We start from the raw sequence: 21,731 nt of genomic DNA, 5'->3' as shown, positions 1-21,731 counted from the left end.
CAGCCCTGGGCCCATTTGGTGCATGACTGCCGGACCTGCACCACTCAGCAACCGACGTCAGCGCCGCGACCCGCACGCTCGCTGCTCCTTCAGCGGGCGCCCGGCCGCTTGTTTAGCGAGTGGTGCAGGTCCGCCGACTTGGCGTCGGCCGCCGCTCGGCGACGACTCGCGCGGGGCGAATCGGCGGCTACTTGCCGCGGGGTGCGACGCTCGGTCGAGGTCGGACGCGGGGCGGGGTGCGGCTCGGGTCGGGTCGGGTCGACGGTCAGGGGCTGGCGCGGGCCCGGCGTGCGCGCCGGCGCCGCGGCCGGCAGCCCTGGGCCGGCTTGGTGCCTGACTGCCGGACCTGCACCACTCAACAACCGACGTCAGCGCCGCGACCCGCACGCTCGCTGCTTCTTCAGCGGGCGCGCGACCGCTCGCTTAGTGAGTGATGCAGGTCCGGTCGGCGGCTACTTGCCGCGGGGTGTGGCGGGGGTGCGGGTTGGGTCGACGGTTGGGGTTTGGCGCGGGCCTGGCGTGCGTGTTGGTGCCACGGTCGGCGGCTCGGTTGGGGTTGGGCGCGGGCCGGGGGTTCGGGTTGGCGGGGTCGAGGGGGAGGCGGTGGGTGTCGCGTTCGGGTCGCAGGTCGGCGGGGCGGTCGGGGCCGCGGTCGGCGGCACGCTTGGCGTGGCAGCCGGGCGGCGTGACGGCACGGCGGACGAAACCGTTGCCGTAGGCACCGTTCGGCGGGTCGGGCTGACCGTAGGCGGCAGAGTCGGGGTCGGGACCGGGCGCCGAGTCGGGCTCGCCGTGGGCGGGAGGCTCGGCGTACGAACCGCGTGACGGGTTGGGGTCGGCACTGGAGTGGCGGCGCGGGATGGGGTCTCGCTTGGCACTGGGGTGGCGCGCCGGGTTGGGGTGGCGACGCGGGTTGGGGTCGGCACCGGGGTGGCCGCGCGGGTTGGGGTCGTGGTTGGTACGGGGGTGGCGGCGCGGGTGGAGGTGGGGGCCGTTGGGGTGGGTGCCGGGCGGCGGGTCGGGGGGTCGGTGGGTGTGGCGGTGGGGGTGCGGGTGGTCCAGCAGGTTGGGGTTGGGACGGGGTGGGCTGACGGGGAGGAGGTCGGCGTGTTCGCCTCGATCGGGGTGGCGGTCGGTTGGGCCGGCGTGGCGGCCGGTCCGCCTTGGGCGGCTGCGTCGGCGTCAGCGTGGTTGCTCCGTGCCATCGCCGTACCGGCGACTGCGACCCCGACCACCGCCGCGGCCGCGAGCCCGCCCAGCAGAATCCGGGTAGTCCGCCGTTTCCGTCCCACCTCGTTCATTGTTGCCCTCCGCACCTATGTGATGTTCGGTCACGCGGAAGGACGCCAGCGCCAGGTCAAATGGTTCTGCTAGCGCGGTGAGCGGGTGGTCGGAGTGGTGTAGCGGACCGGAGTCCGAGGCCCAGAGGGTGTTGCGGTCGGCGACGACTGGATTCGGGTCGCGGTCGGGCGGATCGATGGTGGTGCCGTGGGAGGCTCGGTCGGCGTCGGCGAGGGCGTGCTCGGGAAGTATGTCGGCGAGGGCGAACTCGGCGGGTACGTCGGCGAGTGCGTGCTCGAGTACGTCGGCGTCGGGGTAGCGGGTCGTACCGGCACAGTCGACGGAGGATCGGCGGGCTGCGGTACGTCGCCTCGAAGCGAGCCGGCACCGAAAGCTCCCCCTGCCGCGATCACCCCGGCGACAGCGACCGAAGCCGCCACCGCGCCGACCCGTCCGCGGCTTCTCCGGCGGCGTGCCCCGGCGATCACCGACGCCGGGTCGAGCGGCGCAATCGAGTCGTCCGGCGCGAGCGCGTCCCGCAGTTCGTCCTCCATCACATCCCCACCCCCAAACCAACGAGGCCGGCCAACTCCGGAGCGGATCGCAGCTTGTCCAGGGCCCGGGCGTTCGCGCTCTTCACTGTTCCGACCGCCACCCCGAGGACCGCAGCCGTTTCGCGTTCCGTCAGGTCTTCCACATAGCGCAGCACGACGACCGCTCGCTCGCGGCGGCTCAGCGCGGCCAGGGCTGCGCGGATGGCTACGCGGTGCTGGATTCCCGTGCTGGGGTCACCTGCTGGTTCCAGGAACAGATCCAGCTCGGCGGCGTCTCCGGTCAGGCGCTCGCGCCAGGGGCGTCGGCGTACCCACGACAGGTGCTGGTTGACCACCGCCTGCCGGACGTACGCGAACGGGTCCGCCATCTCGATCCGGTCCCAGCGCAGGTACGCCTTCTCCAGGGCGGTCTGCACCAGGTCCTCGGCGAGTCCGGTGTCACCGCAGAGCATGCGGGCGAAATGGACCAAGCGCGCGGATCTGGCCAGCACGAATGCCGTGAAGTCGTCGTCACGACTCCCCGTTGCCGCCATGCGTGCTCCGTCCTGCCGTCCTCACCTCGCAGGACGCTGAGCCGGAGCCAAAGGTTCTGTCTGTTCGGAGAATTTTGTCGACGGCAGCAACGGAGGCAGTTCGACGACGTCCGCGGCCAGCCGGACGCGGTTGCGGCCGGCGGCCTTGGCGGCGTACATCGCCCGGTCGGCGCGCAGCAGCAGATCGTCCACCGAGGACCCGTCGTTCGGGTAGACCGCGACCCCGACGCTCACGGTCAGGTGGAACGTGTCCGGGTCCAGGTCCGGGTCGTCGAGTACGCCGGCACACATCGCCGCCAGCGGGCTGTTGGCGACCGCGTTCCGGAGCCGGTCCGCGGTCACGGTGGCCTCGTCGATCCCGGTGTCGGGCAGCGCGATCACGAACTCCTCGCCACCGAACCGCCCGATCACGTCCTTGACCCGGATCGCGCTGCGCAGGATCGTCGCGACCGCGCGCAGCGCCTCGTCGCCGACCAGGTGGCCGTGCCGGTCGTTGACCTGCTTGAAGTGGTCGATGTCGATCAGCAGGACGGCCATCGGTTCGTGCTGGTTGCGCGCGGTACGGAGCATCTGCTCGGTGCGGCGGCGCCACCAGTCGACCCTGGTCAGGCTGGTCTTCGGGTCGGTCTGCGCCTCGGTCTCCAACTGGCCGAGGAGGAGCGCGCGCTGCGCGGTCAGCGTGATCGGGATCGCGACGAACGCGAACCAAGGCGTGATCAGGCAGGCCGCCGCGAGCAGGCAGCCGAGCGTGGCGGCGGTCGCGTCGGTGCACAGGTCGTCGAGGCCGCCGACCGTCTCGCGCCGATTGCTGCCCGGGATGATCAGCGAGATCGCCAGCCCGCACAGCAATGTGTCGGTGACGACGTACGCGATGGCGCCGCCGGCCATCGAGACGACCAGGCCGAGGCCGCTGTCACCGGTCAGGTGCCGCGCGGAGACGAACACCGCGTGCGCCGCACCGACGGCGAGAACGTGCACCGCGGTCGAGAAGGCCCACCGGTACGGGATGCATTTGCCGGCCCGGATCCGCCACCAGATGCGCAGCAGTACGGCGACCAGGATCGCCAGCGCCGGGTGCAGGACCACGGCCGCGGCGATCATCCAGGCCGGGGCGAGGTCCTTGTGCAACGCTCCACCGCGACGCCGCCGGCTCTCGACCCGGCGCGCTCCCTCGACCGAGATCAAAGCGGAGACGGTGAGTGCGAACACGACGTCCAAGCCGCGCCAGCTCGGGCGCTCGCTGAACGCGTGGACGCCGTACCCGATCGCGGCCAGGTCGACGAGCACGACGACGAAGAACGCCGGGACCGTCAGGGTCCAGAGCGCCCAGGACCGGACCGCCTGCCTACTCTGTGCAACCATCACCTCACACGGTACGACGAGTAGGCGCACACTCCCAATCGGTGACGGCGCGCTGCTGGATGACGAGTTGAGAACGATCGCCGATCAGCCGAAATTCATCCGTTTGATCAACAAATCAAGGGCAGAAAGCACCCGCCCCTCCGCTTCGCTCCGGGGCGGGGGAGTAATCCCGGGCGGCGATCCTTGGGGGCGGAGGCGCTGGAGTCGGGAGTGCGCTGGGGGCGCGGAGGCGCCGGGGGCGCGGAGGCGCCGGGGGCGGGAGACGCCGGAGGCGGGGAGAGCGCTGGGGCCGGAGGGCGCTGCGGCCGGGAGGGCGCTGGGAGCGCGGAGGCGCCGGGGCGGGTGCGGCGCCTACCCCGGGGTGGGGAGGGCGCCGAGCGGATGGTGGGGGTGGTTAGCGTCTGCGGGCGGCGCCGAAGAGGCCTCGGACTATTTCGCGGCCGGCGGAGCGGGCGAACTGTTTGAAGGCTGAGGAACCGATGACCTGCTCGACCATCGACTTCTCCGGCTTCTGCGCGCGCGGCCGCGGCGCCTGCTCGTGCTCCTGCTCGGCCTGCTCCTGCTGCTGCTTCTCCGCCTCGGCCTGCGCCGCACCGGCCTGCACCTTCGCCGCGAGGATCTCGTAGGCCGACTCGCGGTCCACGCTCTGCGAGTACTTCGCGTTGTTCGGCGAGGCCTGCACCGCAGCCGTCAGCTGTTCCGCCGACGCCGGCGCCATCAGCGACTGCGGCGCCCGCAGCCGGGTCCACGCGACCGGGGTCGGCGCGCCGGACTCGTTCATCACGGTCACGATCGCCTCGCCGATGCCGAGCTGGGTCAGCACCTCACCGAGGTCGTACGACGAGTTCGGGAACGTCGACACCGTCGCCTTCAGCGCCTTCGCGTCGTTCGGCGTGTGCGCCCGGAGCTGGTGCTGCACCCGCGAACCGAGCTGGGCGAGCACCGCGTCCGGCACGTCCTTCGGAGTCTGGGTCACGAAGAACACGCCGACGCCCTTCGACCGGATCAGCCGTACGGTCTGCGCGATCGAGTCCAGGAACGCCTTCGAGGCGTCGTTGAACAGCAGGTGCGCCTCGTCGAAGAAGAACACCAGCTTGGGCTTGTCCACGTCTCCGACCTCGGGCAGGTCGTGGAACAGATCCGCGAGCAGCCACATCAGGAACGTCGAGAACAACGCCGGCCGGTCCTGCAGGTTCGGCAGCTCGAGCAGCGAGACGACGCCCTTGCCGTCGCGCTGCTGCAGCAGGTCGGAGGTATCGAACTCGGGCTCGCCGAAGAACGCCTCGGCGCCCTGGTCGGCGAACCCGATCAGCGCCCGCAGGATCACACCCGCGGTCGCCGCGGACAGTCCGCCGAGCTCCTTCAGGTCGTCCTTGCCCTCGTCCGAGGTGAGGTGCTGGATGACCGAGCGCAGGTCCTTCAGGTCGAGCAGCGTCAGCCCGGCCTTGTCGGCGTAGTGGAAGATCAGCCCGAGCGAGGACTCCTGGACGTCGTTCAGCCCGAGCACCTTGGACAGCAGCACCGGCCCGAACGACGTGATCGTCGCGCGGATCGGGATCCCGGTGCCCTGGCCGCCGAGCGCGTAGAACTCGGTCGGGAACCCGGTCGCGGTCCAGTCCTGGCCGATCGACTTGGTCCGGGCGAGCAGCTTGTCGCCGCCCGCGCCCGGCTGCGAGATACCCGACAGGTCGCCCTTCACGTCCGCCGCGAACACGGCCACACCTGCCGCCGACAACTGCTCCGCCATCAGCTGCAGGGTCTTCGTCTTACCAGTACCGGTAGCTCCCGCGACGAGGCCGTGCCGGTTCATCATCCCGAGCGGGATCCGGACCGCCGCCTCCGGTTTCGGCTCGCCGTCCACCAGCAGCGCACCGAGCTCGAGCGCGGCCCCCTCGAACGCGTACCCCTGCTTGACGGTCTCGACGACGTCGGCTTTCTCGGCCATCTCAGCGTGCCTTTCCCCGGTTGAACGGAAACGTCCCGGGGGCATGCTAGTCCCGTGACGTCACCGCATCACGACCACACGCGTTGCGCCGGCCGCGAAGGACCAGATCGTCACCGACATCGACGACGAGACCCGGATGCAGCCGTGCGAGGCCCGGTAGTTCGTACCGAGCAACCAGTCCGGGTGGATCTGTGCGCCGTTGGACTTGTACGTCGGAATCTGGTGGAACCCGAACCCGCACGGCGCGAACCGGACGTAGTGATTCAGGTAGAGCCGTCCCCCGTCGGTGTTCTGCAGTACGCGGGCCGGACGGCCGCACTTCGAGCCGCTGGTGTACGTCCCGGCCTTCAGGTACGTCGGGTTGTCGATGATCCCGCCCTGCCGCACCACCTTGCCCTGGGCATCGATCAGCCACAGCCAGTTCTGGGTCTGGCTGATCACGATCCGGCGCCCGCTCCCCGAGCCCCGCGGTACCGCACGGACGTCGCAGCGTTTCGCGGTCGAGGCCATCAACCGGGAGTACGTCGTACCGCTCAGAAGGCCGGTCTGCCCGAGAGCGTTCGCGGACTGGAAGCGGGCCGTGGCGGCCTGGGTCATCGCGCCGGCCTGGCCGTCGACCGGACCGGAGACGCAGCCGAGCGCGTTCAGCCGGGTCTGTGCGCCCTTCACCTCGGTCACCGTGCTCGCGTCCGCCGGGACCGTCGCACCGAGACCGACGGCGACCACCGCAACGGCTGCCATGCTGAGTTTCGGAAGAATTCCCATCACGTTCACCCCCCCTCGCGGTGCCCGCCGGGTGACGTGCACCGGTGTTCTGCCGGTGTGACGCACAGCTCCTCCAAAAGGTTGAAATCCGGCAGCGGACTATTCCAGTGACATTCATGACCTCCTCGTGAGACCTTGGACCCCGCTAGACTCCGGGGGGTGATCTTCAAGCGCGTCGGGGACGATCGGCCGTACCCGGACCACGGGTTGCGGCCCAAGGACTGGTCGGCTCTGCCACCACGGCAGGTCCGGCTGGACGAACTCGTCACGACCAAGGGCACCCTTGACCTGAACGCGCTGCTGGACGAGGACTCGACCTTCTACGGCGACCTGTTCGCGCATGTCGTGGAGTGGAAGGGCGACATGTACCTCGAGGACGGCCTGCACCGCGCGCTCCGTGCCGCGCTCCAGCAGCGTCAGGTGTTGCACGCACGGGTACTGGTAGTGGACTGACCAATGGCTGCCGCTCACGGGGGGTGGAGCAAATGACAGCGATCCATCCGCAACCGAGACCGCACTCGCGGATCCGGTGGCGTACACCGATCACCATGGTGATCCTGCTGGGAATCCTGGCCGGGGGCGGCTGGTGGGGCTGGAAGTCACTGATCAGCTCCAGCGCCGAGCCGACCTGCACCGAGCAGAAGCTGACCAACAACCGTCTGCTGCCCAAGCAGGTCGTGCTGAACGTCTACAACGGTGGCGCCCGCGCGGGCTCGGCCGGCCGGGTCGCGGACGTGCTGAAGAAGCGCGGGTTCAACATCGACAAGGTCGCGAACGAGCCGAAGGGCGACAAGACCGACGTCGTGGCGTTGCGCGGTGCCTCCGAGACGGCGCCGGAGATGCTGCTGGTCGCGGGTCAGCTGAACCAGAAGGCGCAGCTGATCGCCGACGGCCGTACCGACCACACCGTCGACCTGGTGATCGGCGCCGGCTTCGGCTCGGTGAAGCTCAAGGGCATCCCGTCGGTCGTGGTCAAGCCCGGTACGACGGTCTGCCTCCCGGTCATCGGTACGCCACAACCGGTCCCGTCCGGGCAGAACCCGAACTAGGTCCTGTCTGGTGATCCAGCGCCGTAGCGAGGAGGTGCTCGGTGCGGTGCATCGGCGTGCGGGGGCGAAGGACTCGATGCGGAGCATCGTGGCCTTTGCACCCGTGCGGCGAGGTGCCGTGCCGAGTGCCCCGCAGTAGGCGCTGGATTACCAGACAGGGCCTAGCTCTGTTCCCGCCCGCGTTCGCCGAACCAGCCGGCCAGGCGGCCGGCCCGCGATACGGCGCGGAGCCGCCGTACGGTCTGCTCGCGCACCGGGCTCGGCGCCACCACGAGCAGCGAGTCCGCGGCCCGGAGCACGGTACGGCGGTCCGGTACGAAGGCCTGCTCCCCGCGGATCACCAGCGAGACCGACACCCCCGGTGGCAGCCGGAGCTCGCCGATCTCCACCCCGGCCAGCCGCGACTCGCTCGGTACCTTGACCTGCAGCATGTCCGCGCCGAGCGACTCCAGCGGCGCCACGTCGATGTCCACCTCGTACGCCGCGTTCTCGTCCAGTACGTTCAGCCGTTTTGCCAGCCACGGCAGCGACGGCCCCTGCAGCAGCGTGAAGACGAGCACGAGCACGAAGACGACGTCGAAGATCCGCTCCGCCTGCGGTACGCCCTCGGCCAGCGGGATGGTCGCCAGCACGATCGGTACGGCGCCGCGCAACCCGGCCCACGAGATGAACGTCCGTTCCGCCCACGGCAACCGGAACGGCGCCGCCGAGATCGCCACCGACGCGAACCGCCCGACGACCGTCACCGCGATCCCGATCACCAGCGCGACGAGTACGTCGTTCCATCCGAAAGAGCCAGGTGACGCGAGCAGTCCGAGCATCACGAACAGCCCGATCTGCGCGAGCCAGGCGATCCCGTCGACGAACGAACGGGTCGCCATCCGGTGCGGCAACTCCGCACGTCCCAGGACCAGCGAGGTCACGTACACAGCGGCGAATCCGGAAACGTGGAGCAGTACGGAGCCCCCGGCGTACGAGATGAACGCCACCGAGAGCACCGCGAGCGGGTAGAGACCCGCGGACCCGAGCGCCATCCGCCGGATCAGGCCGGCGCTCACCCAGCCGATCAAGAGCCCGAACAGCGCGCCGACGACCAGCTCGTACAAGACAAGGCCTGTGAACGACAGCAGACCCTTCTCCCCGACCTCACCGGTGCTCACGAGCGTGACCAGCAGCACCGTCGGGGCGTCGTTCAGCCCGGACTCGGCCTCCAACGCACCTCGTAGTCGCGGCCGGATCGGCACCTTTCTCAGCACCGAGAACACGGCCGCCGCGTCCGTCGGCGACGTGACCGCCCCGAGCAGTACGGACAGCTGCCAGTTGAGGCCGAGAACGAAATGCGCCACGCAGGCGACCACGCCGACGCTGATCGCGACACCGACCGTCGCCAGCACCAGCCCGAGCGGCATCACCGGGCGTACTTCGTTCCACCGGGTGGTCAGGCCGCCCTCGGTCAGGATCACCACCAGCGCCGCGAACCCGAGCGCGTGCGCCAGCTGCGCGTCCTCGAAGTGGATGTGCCCCGGCCCCGCCTCGCCGAGCAGCAGGCCCATGCCGAGGTAGATCAGCAGCGACGGGAGCCCGACCCGCGCGGACAGCCGGACCGCGACGACCGCGACCAGCAGGATCGCCGCCCCCGCGAGCAGGATCCGGTCGAGCTCCGCAACATCCATAGGGGCCCTCTCGTCGAGCGTCCCGGGTCAGGTCGTCCCCCGAGTCAGCTGCAGAGAGACGAAAACCCTGACGCATCACACAGCATCAGGGTCTCCGGCCTAGCTGCCGTCCCGAAGGGCGGTTGGCGGTGGCGGAGGGATTTGAACCCTCGGACGGGGGTTGCCCGTCACGCGCTTTCGAGGCGCGCTCCTTCGGCCGCTCGGACACGCCACCGCCGAGGACAATATCAAGGTCTGTGGCCGATGAAGAAATCGCGCAGCCGCGCACCGGCCACATCGGCCATCACGCCGCCCACCACTTCGGGTCGATGGTTCAGCCTGCGATCCCGTACGACGTCCCACAGCGACCCCACCGCGCCGGCCTTCTCGTCGTACGCCGCGAACACCAGCCGCTCCAGCCGGGACAGCACGATCGCCCCCGCGCACATCGTGCACGGCTCCAGCGTGACCACGAGCGTGCAGCCGGTCAGCCGCCACTCGCCGACGTGCTTGGCCGCCTCCCGGATCGCCAAGACCTCGGCGTGCGCGGTCGGATCGCCGGTCGCCTCGCGTTCGTTGTGCCCGCGGCCGATAATCTCGCCGTCCTCGGTCACCACCAGCGCGCCGATCGGTACGTCGGGCAACGCCCGCTCGCCCTCCTCGAGCGCGAGCGTCATCAACCGCGACCACTCCCGGCGCAGCAGCGGACTAGCCAACAGCTTCGATCGCGTCGTGGAACTGGTTGCCGAACCCGAGCACGTCGGCGATCTCCTCGAGCATGTCCTCGGGGTACAGGTCGACCTCGTCGCAGAGCGCACCGAGGTCCATGGCGGACATCCCGAGGTCGGCGACGATCGCGAGATCACCGGCCGGTACCTGTTCGTCGTCGTCATCGGCCAGCGGGATGTCGAGCTCGTCCACGATCTGCCGGGCCAGCGGCCACTCGGTCGCCGCGGTGACGTCGGAGATCAGCAGCCGCGCGCTGCCACCCTGCACCCGGACCAGGACGAAGAAGTCCTCGTCGACCGAGACCATCCCGAGCACCCCGGCCTCGCCCGGGAACCGGCGGAGCGCCGAGACCAGCGTGGACAGGTCCAGCTCACCACGCAGGACCAGCGGAGTAACGGTCCAATGCCCGTCCTCGGTGTAGGCAGCGACCGCGAAATCCAGGTCCGTAGCCGTATCTGACACCGGATCATCGTCGCAGACTCTGGCTGCCGGTGGGAGGTTCCGGGGCGCCAGGCCATCACAATTGCGTCTCTTCGACCGATCGCCCGCCTGGGCCGGCCGAGCCGGCCCGATCGTGATGGCCTGGCGGTCAGTGATGGTAGGTAGCCCGCCACATGGCGTCACGCAGCCGCCGGACCCGGGCCCGGCGGGGAGCGATCCGGTCGCGCAGCGCGCGGGCCTCCTCGCGCTCCCGCAGGAACGCGGCGCGCCGCCGTAACCGGTCCAGCTGCTCGGGCGACTTCTCGGTCATCGGCTCACGCTCCCTGGAGGGCGGCAGGGCAGATTCCGGTGCCCAAAGAAGGGCAGCACTCCATTCTTTCAGCGAGCGCGCTTTCCCGCGCCGAATCGCCGACGGTACCGTTCGGCCTTATGCAGATCCTCGTCGTGGACCACCCGCTCGTCGCCCACAAGCTCACCGCGCTGCGCGACGAACGGACGGACTCACCCACGTTCCGCCGGCTGACCGAGGAGCTCGTCACGCTGCTCGCCTACGAGGCGACCCGGGACGTACGCACCGGTCCGGTCACCGTTCAGACCCCGGTCGCGGCGGCGGAGGGCGTGAAGCTCGCCGCGCCGAAGCCGCTGGTCGTCCCGATCCTGCGTGCCGGCCTCGGCATGCTCGAGGGCATGACCCGGCTGCTCCCGACCGCGGAGGTCGGTTTCCTCGGCATGGTCCGCAACGAGGAGACGCTGACCGCGTCGACGTACGCCGAACGCCTCCCGGAGGACCTGTCCGGCCGCCAGTGCTACGTCCTCGACCCGATGCTGGCCACCGGCGGAACGCTCGCGGCGGCGATCCAGTTCCTGGTCGACCGCGGCGCCGACCACATCACCGCGATCTGCCTGCTCGCGGCCCCCGAGGGCGTCAAACGGGTCGAGAACGAGCTGACGCACCTCGACGTGCCGTGCAACCTCGTCATCGCAGGCATGGACTCCCACCTCAACGACAAGGGCTACATCGTCCCCGGCCTCGGCGACGCCGGCGACCGCCTGTACGGCGTCGCGCAGTAATTGCCTGCGACAACTATCAGAACGCGTACGGGTACGGGGACCAGTCGGCAGGCCGCTTCTCGAGGAACGAGTCGCGGCCTTCGGCGGCCTCGTCGGTGCCGTACGCGAGGCGGGTCGCCTCACCTGCGAACAGCTGCTGCCCGACCAGCCCGTCGTCGATCGCGTTGAACGCGTACTTCAGCATCCGCTGTGCGGTCGGCGACTTCGCGCAGATCTTCTTGCCCCACTCGAGCGCGACCGCCTCGAGCTCGGCGTGCGGGACGACCTTGTTCACCATGCCCATCCGGTACGCGTCGGCGGCGGAGTACTCGTCGCCGAGGAAGAAGATCTCCCGCGCGAACTTCTGCCCGACCTGGCGGGCCAGGTACGCCGAACCGAACCCACCGTCGAACGACGCCACGTCCGCGTCGGTCTGCTTGAACCGCGCGTGCTCCGCGGACGCCAGCGTGAGGTCCGCCACCACGTGCAGGCTGTGCCCGCCACCCGCGGCCCACCCCGGGACGACGCAGATCACCACCTTCGGCATGAAGCGGATCAGCCGTTGTACTTCGAGGATGTGCAGCCGTCCCGCCCGCGCCGGGTCGATCGACTCCGCGGTCGTACCTTCGGCGTACTTGTAGCCGTCCTTGCCGCGGATCCGCTGGTCACCACCGGAGCAGAAGGCCCACCCGCCGTCCTTCGGCGACGGACCGTTGCCGGTCAGCAGCACGCAGCCGACGTCGGTCGACATCCGCGCGTGGTCGAGGACGCGGTACAGCTCGTCGACCGTCTGCGGGCGGAACGCGTTGCGCACCTCGGGCCGGTCGAACGCGATCCGCACCACCCCGGCGTCGACGGCGCGGTGGTAGGTGATGTCGGTCAGCTCGAAGCCGTCCACCTGCTTCCAGGCCGACGGGTCGAAGATCTCGGAGACGGTCACCCCCGGAGAATAGCCGTGCTCTCCCGCAGGACGACTTCGGCCTTGAAGGTCTCGGTGGTCGCCTCGCCGCCTTGGATCGCCAGCTCGAGCGCCCGGCGGCCCATCTGCTCCAACGGCAGCCGTACGGTCGTGAGGCCCGGCCAGACGTCCCGCAGCGTGGCGATGTCGTCGAACCCGGCGACGCCGAGCTTGCCCGGTACGTCGACACCGCGCGCCCGCAACGCGGACATCGCGCCGACCGCCATCACGTCGTTCACCGCGAACAAGCACTCGACGTCGGTGTTCCGGTCGAGCAGCTGTTCCGCGGCCGCGTACCCACCGTCGCGGGTGAAGTCACCGGTCTCGACCGCAATCGCTTCCAGGCCTGATTCGGAGAGTCCGGCAACGAACCCGTCGCGCCGATCCCGTGCGGTGGCAAGAGTTTCCGGCCCGCCGAGTACGGCGAACTTGCGATAGCCGAGCCGCACCAGCTCACGCGCCAGGTCCGCCGAACCCGAACTGTTGTCCGGTTCAACGGTGTGCGCCGGCATCCCGGACTGACTGACGAGGGCGAGACCCGCGCCGGAGTTGAGGAAACTCTCCACCTCGGTCGCCGTTCGCGCGAGGCTCTCGGCGTCGGTACGGCGGCTGCCGATCATCACCGCGGCCCGGGCCCGCTGCGCCCGCAACGACGACAGGTAAGCGATCTCGCGGTCTGAGTCGCGGAACGTACTGGCCATCATCACCAGCAGGTTGCGTTCGTCCGCGGCCCGCATCACGCCGTTCGCGATCGCGGCGAAGTACGGGTCCTCGATGTCGTGCACGAGGATGCCGACCAGGTTCGTCGACGACTTGGCCAGCGCCTGGGCCTGGGCGTTCGGCGTGTAACCGAGCTCGTCGGCGGCGGCCTTGACCCGTTCCTGCAGTTCCGGACGGGGCACCCGGTCCCCGCCGTTCAGCACGCGGGACGCGGTCGCGACCGACACACCCGCACGTTGCGCCACGTCCAGCAGTGTCACCGGTGCTCGCAGATTCATGGCCTACCCTTCCTTACGTCCCCCCGGTGGGCGGTGCCGGTCACCATACCGAACTGGTCACTTCTTACGCTGAGTATCGGGCAGGTCGCTGCCAATCTCGGCAGAACCTGGCATTGCGGCGCGGGAGTGACTAGCCTTCCCAGCCATGAGGACCGTCCGCGCCAGGGTGACGATCCTGGTCTCGTCCGCTGTGCTCAGCCTGACCACCCTCACCGGTCCCGCGACGGCTGCCCCGATCCCGGACGGGCCAAGTACGCCGGCCCCGGCAGCTCCCAGTGTGCCGCAGCACGTCGACGCGCGCACCCAGAGCACACAGCCGGTCTACGACTACTCCGCGGCGATCCGCGAGTCGGTGTACGTCGACACCACGATGGACACCGACTCCGACGGCAAGAACGACGTGATCGCGGTCGACATCGTCCGGCCCAGCGAGACCGCCCTGGCCGCCGTGAAGATCCCGGTGATCATGGACGCCTCGCCGTACTACACCTGCTGCGGACGCGGCAACGAGAACGAGAAGAAGACGTACGACAGCGACGGCATGATCCGGAAGATGCCGTTGTTCTACGACAACTACTTCGTCCCGCGTGGCTATGCGATGGTCGGCGTGGATGTCCTCGGCACCGGCCGTTCCACCGGCTGCGGCGACGTCGGCGGCCGGGACGAGATCCAGTCCGTCGTCGACGTGATCGACTGGCTGAACGGCCGCAACACCGCGCACACCGCCGACGGGCAACCGGTGAAGGCGACCTGGACGACCGGCGCCGTCGGCATGATCGGCAAGTCGTACGACGGCACGCTGGCCAACGGTGTCGCCGCGACCGGAGTGCAGGGCCTGAAGACGATCGTGCCGATCTCGGCGATCTCCTCGTGGTACGACTACACCCGGTCCGGCGGCGTACCGTACTCGGACGACTACATGCCCTGGCTGGGCGGGTACGTCGGCCACGACGACCCTGCCTGCGACGAAGTCCGCGGCGAGCTCGGTGACAACGATGACGACGACACCGGCGATTACACGGCGTTCTGGGCCGAGCGCGACTACACCAAGGACGTGTCCAAGGTGAAGGCGTCGGTGTTCATCACGCACGGGCTGAGCGACTACAACGTACAGACCAATCACTTCTCGCAGTGGTGGTCGGGGCTGTCGCGCAACAACGTGCCGCGCAAGCTGTGGCTGGGACTCGAGGACCACGTGGACCCGTTCGAGTTCCGCCGCGACGAGTGGGTGGACGAGCTGCACAAGTGGTTCGACTACTGGCTGCAGGGTCTGCACAACGACGTCATGAAGGAGCCGATGGTCTCGGTCGAGACGACGCCGGACGTGTGGCGGAACTACAAGACCTGGCCGGCCGTGAACCGGCCGATGTCGGTGCCGTTGGCAACGGGTAAACTAGGTGCCGCCGGCAAGGGTACGGTGACGATCACCGACGACTCGGACCTGACCGAGGACGACATCGTCGCGGACCCGACCGAGGTGATCGCGGGCCGGCAGATGTTCGTCTCCGCGCCACTCGCCGCGCCGCTGCGGGTCAGCGGTACGCCGTCGGTCACGCTGCGGCTGAAGTCCGACTCGACGACCACGCCGATCACGGCGCGGCTGATCGAGTACGGCGACGGCGAACGGTACTCCGGTATCCGCCGTACGGACGAAAGCACCTGCGAGGGGTCCAGCACCGACTACGACGACAGCTGCTACTACACGGTGCAGAAGCTGACGACCGACAGCGACCACGGCATCGTCAGCCGCGGCTGGATCGACGCCGCACACAGCAAGTCGTTGTCGGACCCGACCCCGCTGACACCCGGCCAGTGGACCACCGTGAACGTCCCGCTCCGCGCCCAGGACGAGCTCATCCCCAAGGGCCGCGTACTGGGTCTGGCGATCACCCTTTCCGACACCGAGTGGACCACCCCGAACGACACCGGCGCCACCATCGACATCGATGTAGCCGGCAGCAAACTCAACATCCCGATCACCGGCGGCAAAATCACCGCCCCCACCAAACTCCACCCGATCGACGTGGACATCACCACCCCCACCCAACGCCCCGACCTCCGCGACCCGAAGAACTGATCCGCCTCCGTTCGCCGAGTCGTGGCAAATGGTCCGGCCCCCCGTTCGCCGAGTCGTGGATTCTGGCTGATTTCGCCCGCCTATATCCACGACTCGGCGGAACGCGTGGGAGCCGTTCGCCACGACTCGGCGGGGTTGTGGATGACCGGTGACGTCGGTCGGGGGGTTTCGGGAGAATGGTGGGGTGTTGTTGTTCACGGCGGCGCAGGCGCGGGAGGCGGGGATCTCCCGTGGTCTCCTACGCGGGACGCGGTACCGGCGGGTGCTCGGGTCCGTGTACGTCGACGGGAAGGTCGCCGTGACGCCCAGGTTGCAGGCCGAGGCCGCGCTCCTGCTGACGCCCGACGCGGTCGTGAGTCACCACACCGCGCTGAGCCTGTGGACCGCCAACGTCCGCGCCGATGACGTCATACACGTTTCCGTCCACCGCGATCCGCCGTCGACCCGGCCGCGGATCGGTGGCCTGCGTGTGCACGAGGTACAGCACCTCGAGCACACGCTGCGAGACGGACTGCCGCTGACCCCACCCGAACGGACATTCCTCGACCTCGCGCCGTACTGCGACTTCACCGACCTCGTCGCCGCAGGAGATTCGCTGGTACGACGTACCGCGGTCGAGCCGATACACCTGGTCGAAAAGGCGACGGCGGCGATCGGCGTCCGCAACGTCCGGCTGGCCCGCGAGGCCGCTGCACTGGTTCGAGCCGGCGTGGACTCCCCGATGGAATCCCGCCTGCGGCTGCTCCTCGTCCTCGCCGGGCTCCCGGAGCCCCGCGTCGGTCACGTCATCAACGACTCGGCCGGCGGGTGGCTGGCGACACCGGACCTGTCGTACCCCGAATTCAGGCTCGCCGTCGAGTACGACGGGCAGCACCACCTGGGGGATGCGCGTCAGTGGCGCCTCGACATCCGCCGCCGCGAAAACCTCGAACGCGAAGGCTGGCTGATCCGGGTCTTCACCTCGTACGACGTGATGCAAATCCCCCACACAGTCGTCGCCCGCATCGCGCAGGACCTGCGTGCCCGCCATCACCCCAGCCTCGCCGCCTGATCACGCGCCCCGCCGCGCCCAGTCGTGGCAAATTGCACCGCCCCCTCCGCCGAGTCGTGGATTCGGGCGGGTTTTGCTCGCCAATTTCCACGACTCGACGAGTTAGTTGCCTTCGGCTACGAAGTGCATGGGGTCGCCGTAGGACAGGTCGGTGATGCCGGCGGTGTAGAAGGCGCCGACGAGGAGGGATCGGCGGTGGGCGGCGAAGGTCAGGACGTGGGCGATCATGCCGCCGTACGTGAAGACCCGTGGCGGCTCACAGGTGGTGTCGACGAAGGACTCGTCGAAGCGGCCGGACTCGTTGAGGTCGTGGACGAGGGCAACGAACCGGGCGCCGGCGTCGGCGTGCCGGGTGCGTAGTTCGGGGATCGGGGTGACCACCTCGCGGCCGCATTCGGGGACCTGGAACGGGCGGTCCTCGACCGAGGCGAGCCACATCTCCTCCTGCCAGACCAGCCGGTCCAGCAGGTAGCGGATCGAGATGTCGTCGTCGATGCCTTCGACGGACAACTCGATCGGCCGGTCCAGGGTGGCGGCGTCCAGCCGCGCGCCGCGTTCGATCAGCTCTCCGGTCAGCCAGACGTGGTGCTCGACCATCCTGACAAGTACGTCCATACCCCTCACCTTTCTGCGGGCCGGCAGCCGGAGTCCGGCCGGCGGCTGGAAATGCACTCCACTGGGCGCCGCGAGGAAGAACACCCGCGACGCTTCCCGCCGCCACTCCCGCGGCGGCATCCCGTACGCGTGAGCGAACGCGCGCGTGAACGCCTCGTTCGACCCGTACCCGGCCTCGACGGCGACCTCGAGTACGGTCACCGGTTGGGTCAGGAGGTGGTACGCCGCCCGCTCCAGCAGCACGCGCCGCCGGAAGGCGAACGGCGACTCCCCCGCCGCCGCGCCGATCACCCGGTCGAAGTGGAACCGCGACAGGTGCACCCGCCCGGCCAGCCCCGCGCCGGACACCGGGTCGTACGAACCGCTCAGACCGGCCGCGACCACCGCCACGAACTCCTCGAACACATCCGCCATGCCACCACTGTGCCCGCCGAACGCCGGCAGTACTTGATCGAAATTGCTGAAGACATCCCGAACCCGCCGCGACCTCAGGGTCTGACGGGCTCCCGATAGGTGGGGAGGGTGATGTTCTCGGCCGCCTTCCGGGCGATCTTCGCGGCCATGTTCTTACCCGGCAGGTACGGGATCAGCTTGTAGTAACTGTTGAGAAATGTCGCCATGACGCGGCTACCGGGGATCATCAGCTTGGCAACGCCGTCGCCCATCTTCTGGCAACCGACCGCGTACTCGCGCAACTGCTGCTCGTAGCGGGAAAACGCGACGCGGTGATCACCTCTGGCGGCGGCGAGCTCACCGGCCAGGACGTAGGCGCCGACGACGGCCAGTCCCGAGCCCATGCCCGACAGCGAGGACGGGCAGTACGCCGCGTCACCGAGGAGCGCGACCCGGCCGCTCGCCCAACTGTCCATCCGGACCTGGCCGACCGAGTCGAAGTAGAAGTCCGGCGCGTCCCGCATCAGGCTCAGCAACCGGTCGCTCTGCCAGCCGTTGCCGGCGAAGGTCTGCGACAGCGCGGCTTGCTGACGGGCCACGTCTCGGCGGTCGAGGTCGAGTTCGGGTGCCGCGAAGTAGAACACGGCCTTGGCTTCGGTGTTGTTGCGGGAGCTGTAGAGCGCGGCCAGCCGGCCGGCGGTGCGGTAGGCGTGGCCGATGTGGTCCAGCTCGAGGTAGTTGGTCGTGGTGAAGATCGCGCAGTAGACGCCGAGGTGCTTGACGAATTGTTCCTCCGGACCGAACACCAGCCGGCGGGTGTTCGAGTGCAGCCCGTCGGCGCCGATCACGACGTCGTACCGGCCCGGCTCGCTGTGCTCGAACTCGACGGTCACGCCGTCGGCGTCCTCGGTGATCGAGGTGATGGAGTCGCCGAAGACGTACCGGGTGTGCTCCCTCGTTGCATCGAACAGGATCTGGCCGAGGTCGCCACGGAGGATCTCGAGGTCGCCGGCGAACAGGTCCGCGGGCATCTTGGCCTGCGGCTTGCCCGCGTCGTTGACGTACCACATCGAGCCCATACCGGTCCGGGCTCGTTCCATCGCGGGCAGGATGCCCATCTGCCGTAGGACCGTCAGATGTACCTCGCCGCGGAAGTCGACCGCGTAGCCGCCGGCGCGTGGCCCGGGGGCACGCTCCACGATCGTGGTGGCGATCCCGTACCGGTGCAGCCAGTAGGCGAGCGTGGGGCCGGCCACGCCGGCGCCGGAGATGAGGACGTTCACGGTAGCTCCTTGTTTTTCTGGTGGAACTCCAGCGTCATCGGTGGCGGGAGGGGTCGGCAACGACGACCTCGGCAACGTACTGTTTAGCGACAGGTTCACAATCCGGGAGGGGTGTTGGAGCTCCGCGACATCGAGATCTTCCTGACGCTGGCCGAGGAACTGCATTTCGGCCGGACGGCCGAGCGGTTACGTGTCACCCCGGCCCGCGTCAGTCAGTCGATCAAGAAGCAGGAGCGGCGGATCGGTGCGCCGTTGTTCGACCGCTCCACCCGCGTCGTCCGGCTGACCCCGCTCGGGGAGCAACTCCATCAGGAACTGCGGGCGGGGTACCAGCGGATCATCGACGGCATCCAGGCGGCGACAGTCGCGGCCGGTGGTCTGTCCGGCGTCCTTCGGCTCGGTCTGATGGGAGCGCAGGCCTGGATGGTCCGGGACCTGATCGAGCGGTTCCGGGACCGCTACCCCGCGGTCGAACTACGCCATTGCGAGATCCAGCCGCCGGCGCCGTTCGAGGAGTTGCGGGCCGGTACGGTGGACGTGGCGGTGGCGTGGCTTCCCGTGCACGAACCGGATCTGACCGTCGGCCCGGTCACGCACACCTCGGACCAGGTCCTGATGGTCGGCGCGACCCACCCGCTCGCGAGTCGCGCATCGGTCTGTCTGGAAGACCTCGGCGATTGCACCGTACTGACGCCGAACGCACTCCCGGCCTCCATGGAAGCGGTGTTCAATCCCTACCTGACGCCGTCGGGTCGCCCGATCGCGCGCGGCCCGGTCGTGTCGAGTTGGCACGAGGAGATGACGCTCGTCGCCGCCGGCGAGGTCGTCAGCGCGGTCGTCGCCGAATCCGGCCGCTTCTACCCGTGGCCGAACATTGCCTACATTCCGATCAGTGACGCCCAGCCGTGCCGGTGGGCCCTGATCTGGCGCAGCACCGGCGAAACCTCCCTGATCCGCGCTCTCGCCGAAACCGTTGTGCAGTAGTGTGGCCGGTCCGCTAACAAGGAGGGCGCGTGAACACCGGGGCACCAGCGATCTACCTGGCGCAGGTCCGGGCCGAGCTCAGCGACCTGCCTCCGGGCGAGCTGGAGGACGTACTGCGGGACGTCAGCGGTCGCCTCAGCGAGGTCGCGTCCGAGTTCGGCAGTGAACCGACCATCAGCGACCTGCAGGATCGCCTCGGTACGCCACGCCAGTACGCCGACGAGCTCCGTACCGCGGCCGGATACCCGCCACGCGGCGGTCCGGCCGGTCAGAGCCACCAGGAGCGGATGGCCGCCGGCTGGGGCGCGCTGCGCTGGGGGCTGGTCGCCGCCATCGTCGGCCCGTTCTTCATCGCGGTCGCGATCTTTGCCTGGTCACGCGGGGCGACGTCGTTCTTCGGGTCGCTCGGGTTCGGCGTGCTGTTCGTCGCGGCGTTCCTCGGCATCCTGGCGTTGCGCGGGAACGAGCCGCGGATCGTGCTCCAGACGCCGCAGGGCGCGCGGGCCGCGACCGCGATCCGTGGCTGGATCGACCAGATCCCGCCGAACATCCGGCACGAGCTGGTGACGATCGGCCAGCCGATCTGGTGGGTGGCGCGCGGGATGATCGGCGCGGGCGGGTTCTTCGCGCTGTTCGGGGCGCCGGCGGTGACCGTGGTCGCGGCGTTCGCAGGCGCCGTGGCGTCGATCTGGATCGGCCGCCGCACCCAGCACGACGCCCGCTGGCTGTGGTACGTCGTACCGCTGAACGTGGTCGCCGCGGTCGCGGTACCGGCGTTCCTCGCGGCCGCGTACATGGGCGCGTCGTTCGGGTTCCTCAACCACTACCAGAACCGGTACGGCGGCAGCTCGGCGTACAACCCGCCGGACAACGGGCTGCTGCTGAACGGTACGCCGGTGACGAACATCTACCCGTTCGATGCCCAGGGCAAGCAGGTCGACGTCCGCCTGTACGACCAGGACGGCAATCCGATCGACCTGGACCGGCAGGACTGCGCGGAAACCTACCAGCCGGGGCAGCGCGGCAGTACGAGCAACCTGTTCCCGCTGGCCACGATCGAGCCGGACGAGAACGGCGTCGTCACCGACGAGAAGAACTGCAAGGACACCACCAAGGCCCCGTTCTCACCGCCACCGGCAGTGGCCGCCACCCCCACGCCCAAGCCGACGGTCAAGCCGACGCGCTAGCCGCTGCCACCCGGCGGTAGGTGTACCCGAGCCGCCGGTAGACCGCGATCGCGGCCGCGTTGTCCCCGTCGACCATCAACGCGACCCGGCCGTAGCTCTTCATCAGCTCCGCGGTCACGAACCCGCACACCTGCCGGGACAGCCCCTTGCCCCGGGCAACAGGATGCGTCGCCACACCGGCGAGGAAACCGACGGTCGGCGCACTCCAGGCGTCGGCCGCGATACTCAGCAGCTCGCCGCGATCACCCGTCACCGCGGCCCATCGCCGTACGCCAGGATGCTCGGGCCACGCGTACGACGACGGCGACGCCTCGCTGAGCAACTCCTCCACACCGGCGTCCCCGTCGAGCCAGGTCGCACTCGTGGTCACGTCCGGCACCCTATCCGCATCCATCCACCCGAACGCGGCCGAGAACCTCAACCTGGGCACGCGATCAGCCAGCGCGCGGATCAGCCCCTCGTCCCCGTACGGCCGGTACGACGGACCTACCTCGGCCAGCACGCCGGTCACCAGACGTACGGCATCCTCGACCGGCCCGACGACCGCGAGCCGGTCGTGCTTCGAGACGTCCGGTGACGCGACCGCTACCGCATCGCCTGCAGACCAGCACCGCACACCAGCCGCAAAGCCCTGCGCCGCCCACCCGATGATCGCGTCGCCCCCGCTCGCCGACTCCAGCTCAGCCGGCGTCCTGATCTCCCGCACGGCACAAACCGTATGCGACGAGCCGCAGCTTGACAGGAGGTGTCCGTCGATTGGCCGGGCTTCCAGGCGCACGCAGGCGTCCGCCGAGCGGCAGTGGGCGTATACGTCCTGTCGAGCT

Annotated in this window: 23 protein-coding genes and 1 tRNA gene; 9 read left to right on the top strand and 15 right to left on the bottom strand. The window is 69.4% G+C overall.

Translation table 11 applies throughout. The features are described 5' to 3' along the window. Nucleotides 1-603 precede the first annotated feature (603 nt). Together ACZ5BU_RS27315 and ACZ5BU_RS27310 are read left to right on the top strand one after the other, a co-directional pair. The gene (locus ACZ5BU_RS27315; protein ID WP_465703277.1) at nt 604-825 is read left to right on the top strand and encodes a hypothetical protein; all 222 of its coding nucleotides are present in this window, start codon (nt 604-606) and stop codon (nt 823-825) included. Nucleotides 826-1,107: 282 nt separating this feature from the next. After that, nucleotides 1,108-1,374: a hypothetical protein gene (locus ACZ5BU_RS27310; protein WP_465703276.1), complete on the top strand. Its 267-nt coding sequence runs from the start codon at nt 1,108-1,110 to the stop codon at nt 1,372-1,374. On the opposite strand, the gene ACZ5BU_RS27305 is transcribed toward ACZ5BU_RS27310, so the two are convergent. From ACZ5BU_RS27305 to ACZ5BU_RS27285, 5 genes are all read right to left on the bottom strand, one after another. Further along, complete coding sequence (locus ACZ5BU_RS27305; RefSeq protein WP_465703275.1) at nt 1,371-1,835, bottom strand: hypothetical protein; 465 nt, start codon at nt 1,833-1,835, stop codon at nt 1,371-1,373. The two genes, ACZ5BU_RS27310 and ACZ5BU_RS27305, sit on opposite strands and share 4 nt — an antisense overlap. Then, nucleotides 1,835-2,368: a SigE family RNA polymerase sigma factor gene (locus tag ACZ5BU_RS27300; protein ID WP_465703274.1), complete on the bottom strand. Its 534-nt coding sequence runs from the start codon at nt 2,366-2,368 to the stop codon at nt 1,835-1,837. Before ACZ5BU_RS27300 ends, ACZ5BU_RS27305 begins: the two co-directional genes overlap by 1 nt. A gap of 21 nt (nt 2,369-2,389) precedes the next feature. Next, nucleotides 2,390-3,730 (bottom strand): GGDEF domain-containing protein, encoded by a 1,341-nt coding sequence (locus tag ACZ5BU_RS27295; protein WP_465703273.1) that lies wholly within the window; start codon nt 3,728-3,730, stop codon nt 2,390-2,392. A gap of 394 nt (nt 3,731-4,124) precedes the next feature. Next, nucleotides 4,125-5,675 (bottom strand): helicase HerA-like domain-containing protein, encoded by a 1,551-nt coding sequence (locus ACZ5BU_RS27290; protein ID WP_465703272.1) that lies wholly within the window; start codon nt 5,673-5,675, stop codon nt 4,125-4,127. A gap of 60 nt (nt 5,676-5,735) precedes the next feature. Then, nucleotides 5,736-6,440 carry a L,D-transpeptidase family protein gene (locus tag ACZ5BU_RS27285; RefSeq protein ID WP_465703271.1) on the bottom strand — a complete coding sequence of 235 codons (705 nt, stop codon included), beginning with the start codon at nt 6,438-6,440 and terminating at the stop codon, nt 5,736-5,738. A gap of 159 nt (nt 6,441-6,599) precedes the next feature. Here ACZ5BU_RS27285 and ACZ5BU_RS27280 point away from each other — a divergent pair, with 159 nt between their 5' ends. Beyond that, nucleotides 6,600-6,893: a type II toxin-antitoxin system VapB family antitoxin gene (locus ACZ5BU_RS27280; protein ID WP_141857271.1), complete on the top strand. Its 294-nt coding sequence runs from the start codon at nt 6,600-6,602 to the stop codon at nt 6,891-6,893. 32 nt (nt 6,894-6,925) lie between these two features. Continuing rightward, nucleotides 6,926-7,489 carry a LytR C-terminal domain-containing protein gene (locus tag ACZ5BU_RS27275; protein ID WP_465703270.1) on the top strand — a complete coding sequence of 188 codons (564 nt, stop codon included), beginning with the start codon at nt 6,926-6,928 and terminating at the stop codon, nt 7,487-7,489. Between the two features lie 161 nt (nt 7,490-7,650). On the opposite strand, the gene ACZ5BU_RS27270 is transcribed toward ACZ5BU_RS27275, so the two are convergent. The 5 genes from ACZ5BU_RS27270 to ACZ5BU_RS27250 all read right to left on the bottom strand — a co-directional run bounded on the left by ACZ5BU_RS27270 (nt 7,651) and on the right by ACZ5BU_RS27250 (nt 10,621). After that, the gene (locus tag ACZ5BU_RS27270) at nt 7,651-9,162 is read right to left on the bottom strand and encodes a potassium/proton antiporter (RefSeq protein ID WP_465703269.1); all 1,512 of its coding nucleotides are present in this window, start codon (nt 9,160-9,162) and stop codon (nt 7,651-7,653) included. A 123-nt stretch (nt 9,163-9,285) separates the two neighbouring features. Beyond that, nucleotides 9,286-9,376 (bottom strand) — tRNA-Ser (locus tag ACZ5BU_RS27265). Nucleotides 9,377-9,389: 13 nt separating this feature from the next. Beyond that, complete coding sequence (locus tag ACZ5BU_RS27260; RefSeq protein ID WP_465703569.1) at nt 9,390-9,818, bottom strand: nucleoside deaminase; 429 nt, start codon at nt 9,816-9,818, stop codon at nt 9,390-9,392. Nucleotides 9,819-9,849: 31 nt separating this feature from the next. Then, nucleotides 9,850-10,332, bottom strand: coding sequence for a tRNA adenosine deaminase-associated protein (locus ACZ5BU_RS27255; RefSeq protein ID WP_465703268.1), 483 nt, complete (start codon nt 10,330-10,332; stop codon nt 9,850-9,852). 127 nt (nt 10,333-10,459) lie between these two features. Further along, complete coding sequence (locus ACZ5BU_RS27250; RefSeq protein ID WP_465703267.1) at nt 10,460-10,621, bottom strand: hypothetical protein; 162 nt, start codon at nt 10,619-10,621, stop codon at nt 10,460-10,462. A gap of 119 nt (nt 10,622-10,740) precedes the next feature. On the opposite strand from ACZ5BU_RS27250, the gene upp reads away from it, so the two are divergent. Continuing rightward, a complete protein-coding gene (upp, locus tag ACZ5BU_RS27245; RefSeq protein WP_465703266.1) occupies nt 10,741-11,382 on the top strand; it encodes a uracil phosphoribosyltransferase in 642 nt (213 codons plus the stop codon). A 16-nt stretch (nt 11,383-11,398) separates the two neighbouring features. Here upp and ACZ5BU_RS27240 read toward each other — a convergent pair whose 3' ends face one another. Both ACZ5BU_RS27240 and ACZ5BU_RS27235 read right to left on the bottom strand, forming a co-directional pair. Beyond that, nucleotides 11,399-12,301 (bottom strand): 1,4-dihydroxy-2-naphthoyl-CoA synthase, encoded by a 903-nt coding sequence (locus tag ACZ5BU_RS27240; RefSeq protein ID WP_465703265.1) that lies wholly within the window; start codon nt 12,299-12,301, stop codon nt 11,399-11,401. Further along, nucleotides 12,298-13,317 carry a LacI family DNA-binding transcriptional regulator gene (locus ACZ5BU_RS27235; RefSeq protein WP_465703264.1) on the bottom strand — a complete coding sequence of 340 codons (1,020 nt, stop codon included), beginning with the start codon at nt 13,315-13,317 and terminating at the stop codon, nt 12,298-12,300. The genes ACZ5BU_RS27240 and ACZ5BU_RS27235 overlap by 4 nt, the downstream gene beginning before the upstream one ends. Before the next feature lie 145 nt (nt 13,318-13,462). On the opposite strand from ACZ5BU_RS27235, the gene ACZ5BU_RS27230 reads away from it, so the two are divergent. Together ACZ5BU_RS27230 and ACZ5BU_RS27225 are read left to right on the top strand one after the other, a co-directional pair. After that, entirely contained in the window at nt 13,463-15,394 is a 1,932-nt protein-coding gene (locus tag ACZ5BU_RS27230; protein WP_465703263.1) for a Xaa-Pro dipeptidyl-peptidase, read from the top strand. A gap of 184 nt (nt 15,395-15,578) precedes the next feature. Next, nucleotides 15,579-16,445 carry a DUF559 domain-containing protein gene (locus ACZ5BU_RS27225; protein ID WP_465703262.1) on the top strand — a complete coding sequence of 289 codons (867 nt, stop codon included), beginning with the start codon at nt 15,579-15,581 and terminating at the stop codon, nt 16,443-16,445. Nucleotides 16,446-16,547: 102 nt separating this feature from the next. Here the strand turns inward: ACZ5BU_RS27225 and ACZ5BU_RS27220 are convergent, their stop codons facing one another. Further along, entirely contained in the window at nt 16,548-17,474 is a 927-nt protein-coding gene (locus tag ACZ5BU_RS27220; RefSeq protein ID WP_465703261.1) for a helix-turn-helix domain-containing protein, read from the bottom strand. A gap of 74 nt (nt 17,475-17,548) precedes the next feature. Continuing rightward, nucleotides 17,549-18,736, bottom strand: coding sequence for an FAD-dependent monooxygenase (locus tag ACZ5BU_RS27215; protein ID WP_465703260.1), 1,188 nt, complete (start codon nt 18,734-18,736; stop codon nt 17,549-17,551). A gap of 111 nt (nt 18,737-18,847) precedes the next feature. Here ACZ5BU_RS27215 and ACZ5BU_RS27210 point away from each other — a divergent pair, with 111 nt between their 5' ends. Next, nucleotides 18,848-19,720, top strand: a complete 873-nt coding sequence (locus ACZ5BU_RS27210; protein WP_465703259.1) for a LysR family transcriptional regulator — start codon at nt 18,848-18,850, stop codon at nt 19,718-19,720. 29 nt (nt 19,721-19,749) lie between these two features. Continuing rightward, nucleotides 19,750-20,907: an HAAS signaling domain-containing protein gene (locus tag ACZ5BU_RS27205; RefSeq protein WP_465703258.1), complete on the top strand. Its 1,158-nt coding sequence runs from the start codon at nt 19,750-19,752 to the stop codon at nt 20,905-20,907. Here ACZ5BU_RS27205 and ACZ5BU_RS27200 read toward each other — a convergent pair. Then, nucleotides 20,891-21,613, bottom strand: a complete 723-nt coding sequence (locus ACZ5BU_RS27200) for a GNAT family N-acetyltransferase (RefSeq protein ID WP_465703257.1) — start codon at nt 21,611-21,613, stop codon at nt 20,891-20,893. The two genes, ACZ5BU_RS27205 and ACZ5BU_RS27200, sit on opposite strands and share 17 nt — an antisense overlap. Nucleotides 21,614-21,731 lie beyond the last annotated feature (118 nt).

The sequence above is a fragment of the Kribbella sp. NPDC031520 genome, assembly GCF_055580825.1.
The sequence above is the reverse complement of the archived record's forward strand: the minus strand, read 5'-3'. Positions and strand labels throughout refer to the sequence as shown.

Excerpts from the sequence above, each read along its gene's own strand:
- ACZ5BU_RS27295 (WP_465703273.1), bottom strand. The coding sequence starts at position 3,730 with ATGGTTGCACAGAGTAGGCAGGCGGTCCGGTCCTGGGCGCTCTGGACC.
- ACZ5BU_RS27220 (WP_465703261.1), bottom strand. The coding sequence starts at position 17,474 with ATGGCGGATGTGTTCGAGGAGTTCGTGGCGGTGGTCGCGGCCGGTCTG.
- upp (WP_465703266.1), top strand. The coding sequence starts at position 10,741 with ATGCAGATCCTCGTCGTGGACCACCCGCTCGTCGCCCACAAGCTCACC.
- ACZ5BU_RS27305 (WP_465703275.1), bottom strand. The coding sequence starts at position 1,835 with ATGGAGGACGAACTGCGGGACGCGCTCGCGCCGGACGACTCGATTGCG.
- ACZ5BU_RS27275 (WP_465703270.1), top strand. The coding sequence starts at position 6,926 with ATGACAGCGATCCATCCGCAACCGAGACCGCACTCGCGGATCCGGTGG.
- ACZ5BU_RS27290 (WP_465703272.1), bottom strand. The coding sequence starts at position 5,675 with ATGGCCGAGAAAGCCGACGTCGTCGAGACCGTCAAGCAGGGGTACGCG.
- ACZ5BU_RS27300 (WP_465703274.1), bottom strand. The coding sequence starts at position 2,368 with ATGGCGGCAACGGGGAGTCGTGACGACGACTTCACGGCATTCGTGCTG.
- ACZ5BU_RS27270 (WP_465703269.1), bottom strand. The coding sequence starts at position 9,162 with ATGGATGTTGCGGAGCTCGACCGGATCCTGCTCGCGGGGGCGGCGATC.
- ACZ5BU_RS27230 (WP_465703263.1), top strand. The coding sequence starts at position 13,463 with ATGAGGACCGTCCGCGCCAGGGTGACGATCCTGGTCTCGTCCGCTGTG.
- ACZ5BU_RS27235 (WP_465703264.1), bottom strand. The coding sequence starts at position 13,317 with ATGAATCTGCGAGCACCGGTGACACTGCTGGACGTGGCGCAACGTGCG.
- ACZ5BU_RS27285 (WP_465703271.1), bottom strand. The coding sequence starts at position 6,440 with ATGGGAATTCTTCCGAAACTCAGCATGGCAGCCGTTGCGGTGGTCGCC.
- ACZ5BU_RS27250 (WP_465703267.1), bottom strand. The coding sequence starts at position 10,621 with ATGACCGAGAAGTCGCCCGAGCAGCTGGACCGGTTACGGCGGCGCGCC.
- ACZ5BU_RS27260 (WP_465703569.1), bottom strand. The coding sequence starts at position 9,818 with ATGACGCTCGCGCTCGAGGAGGGCGAGCGGGCGTTGCCCGACGTACCG.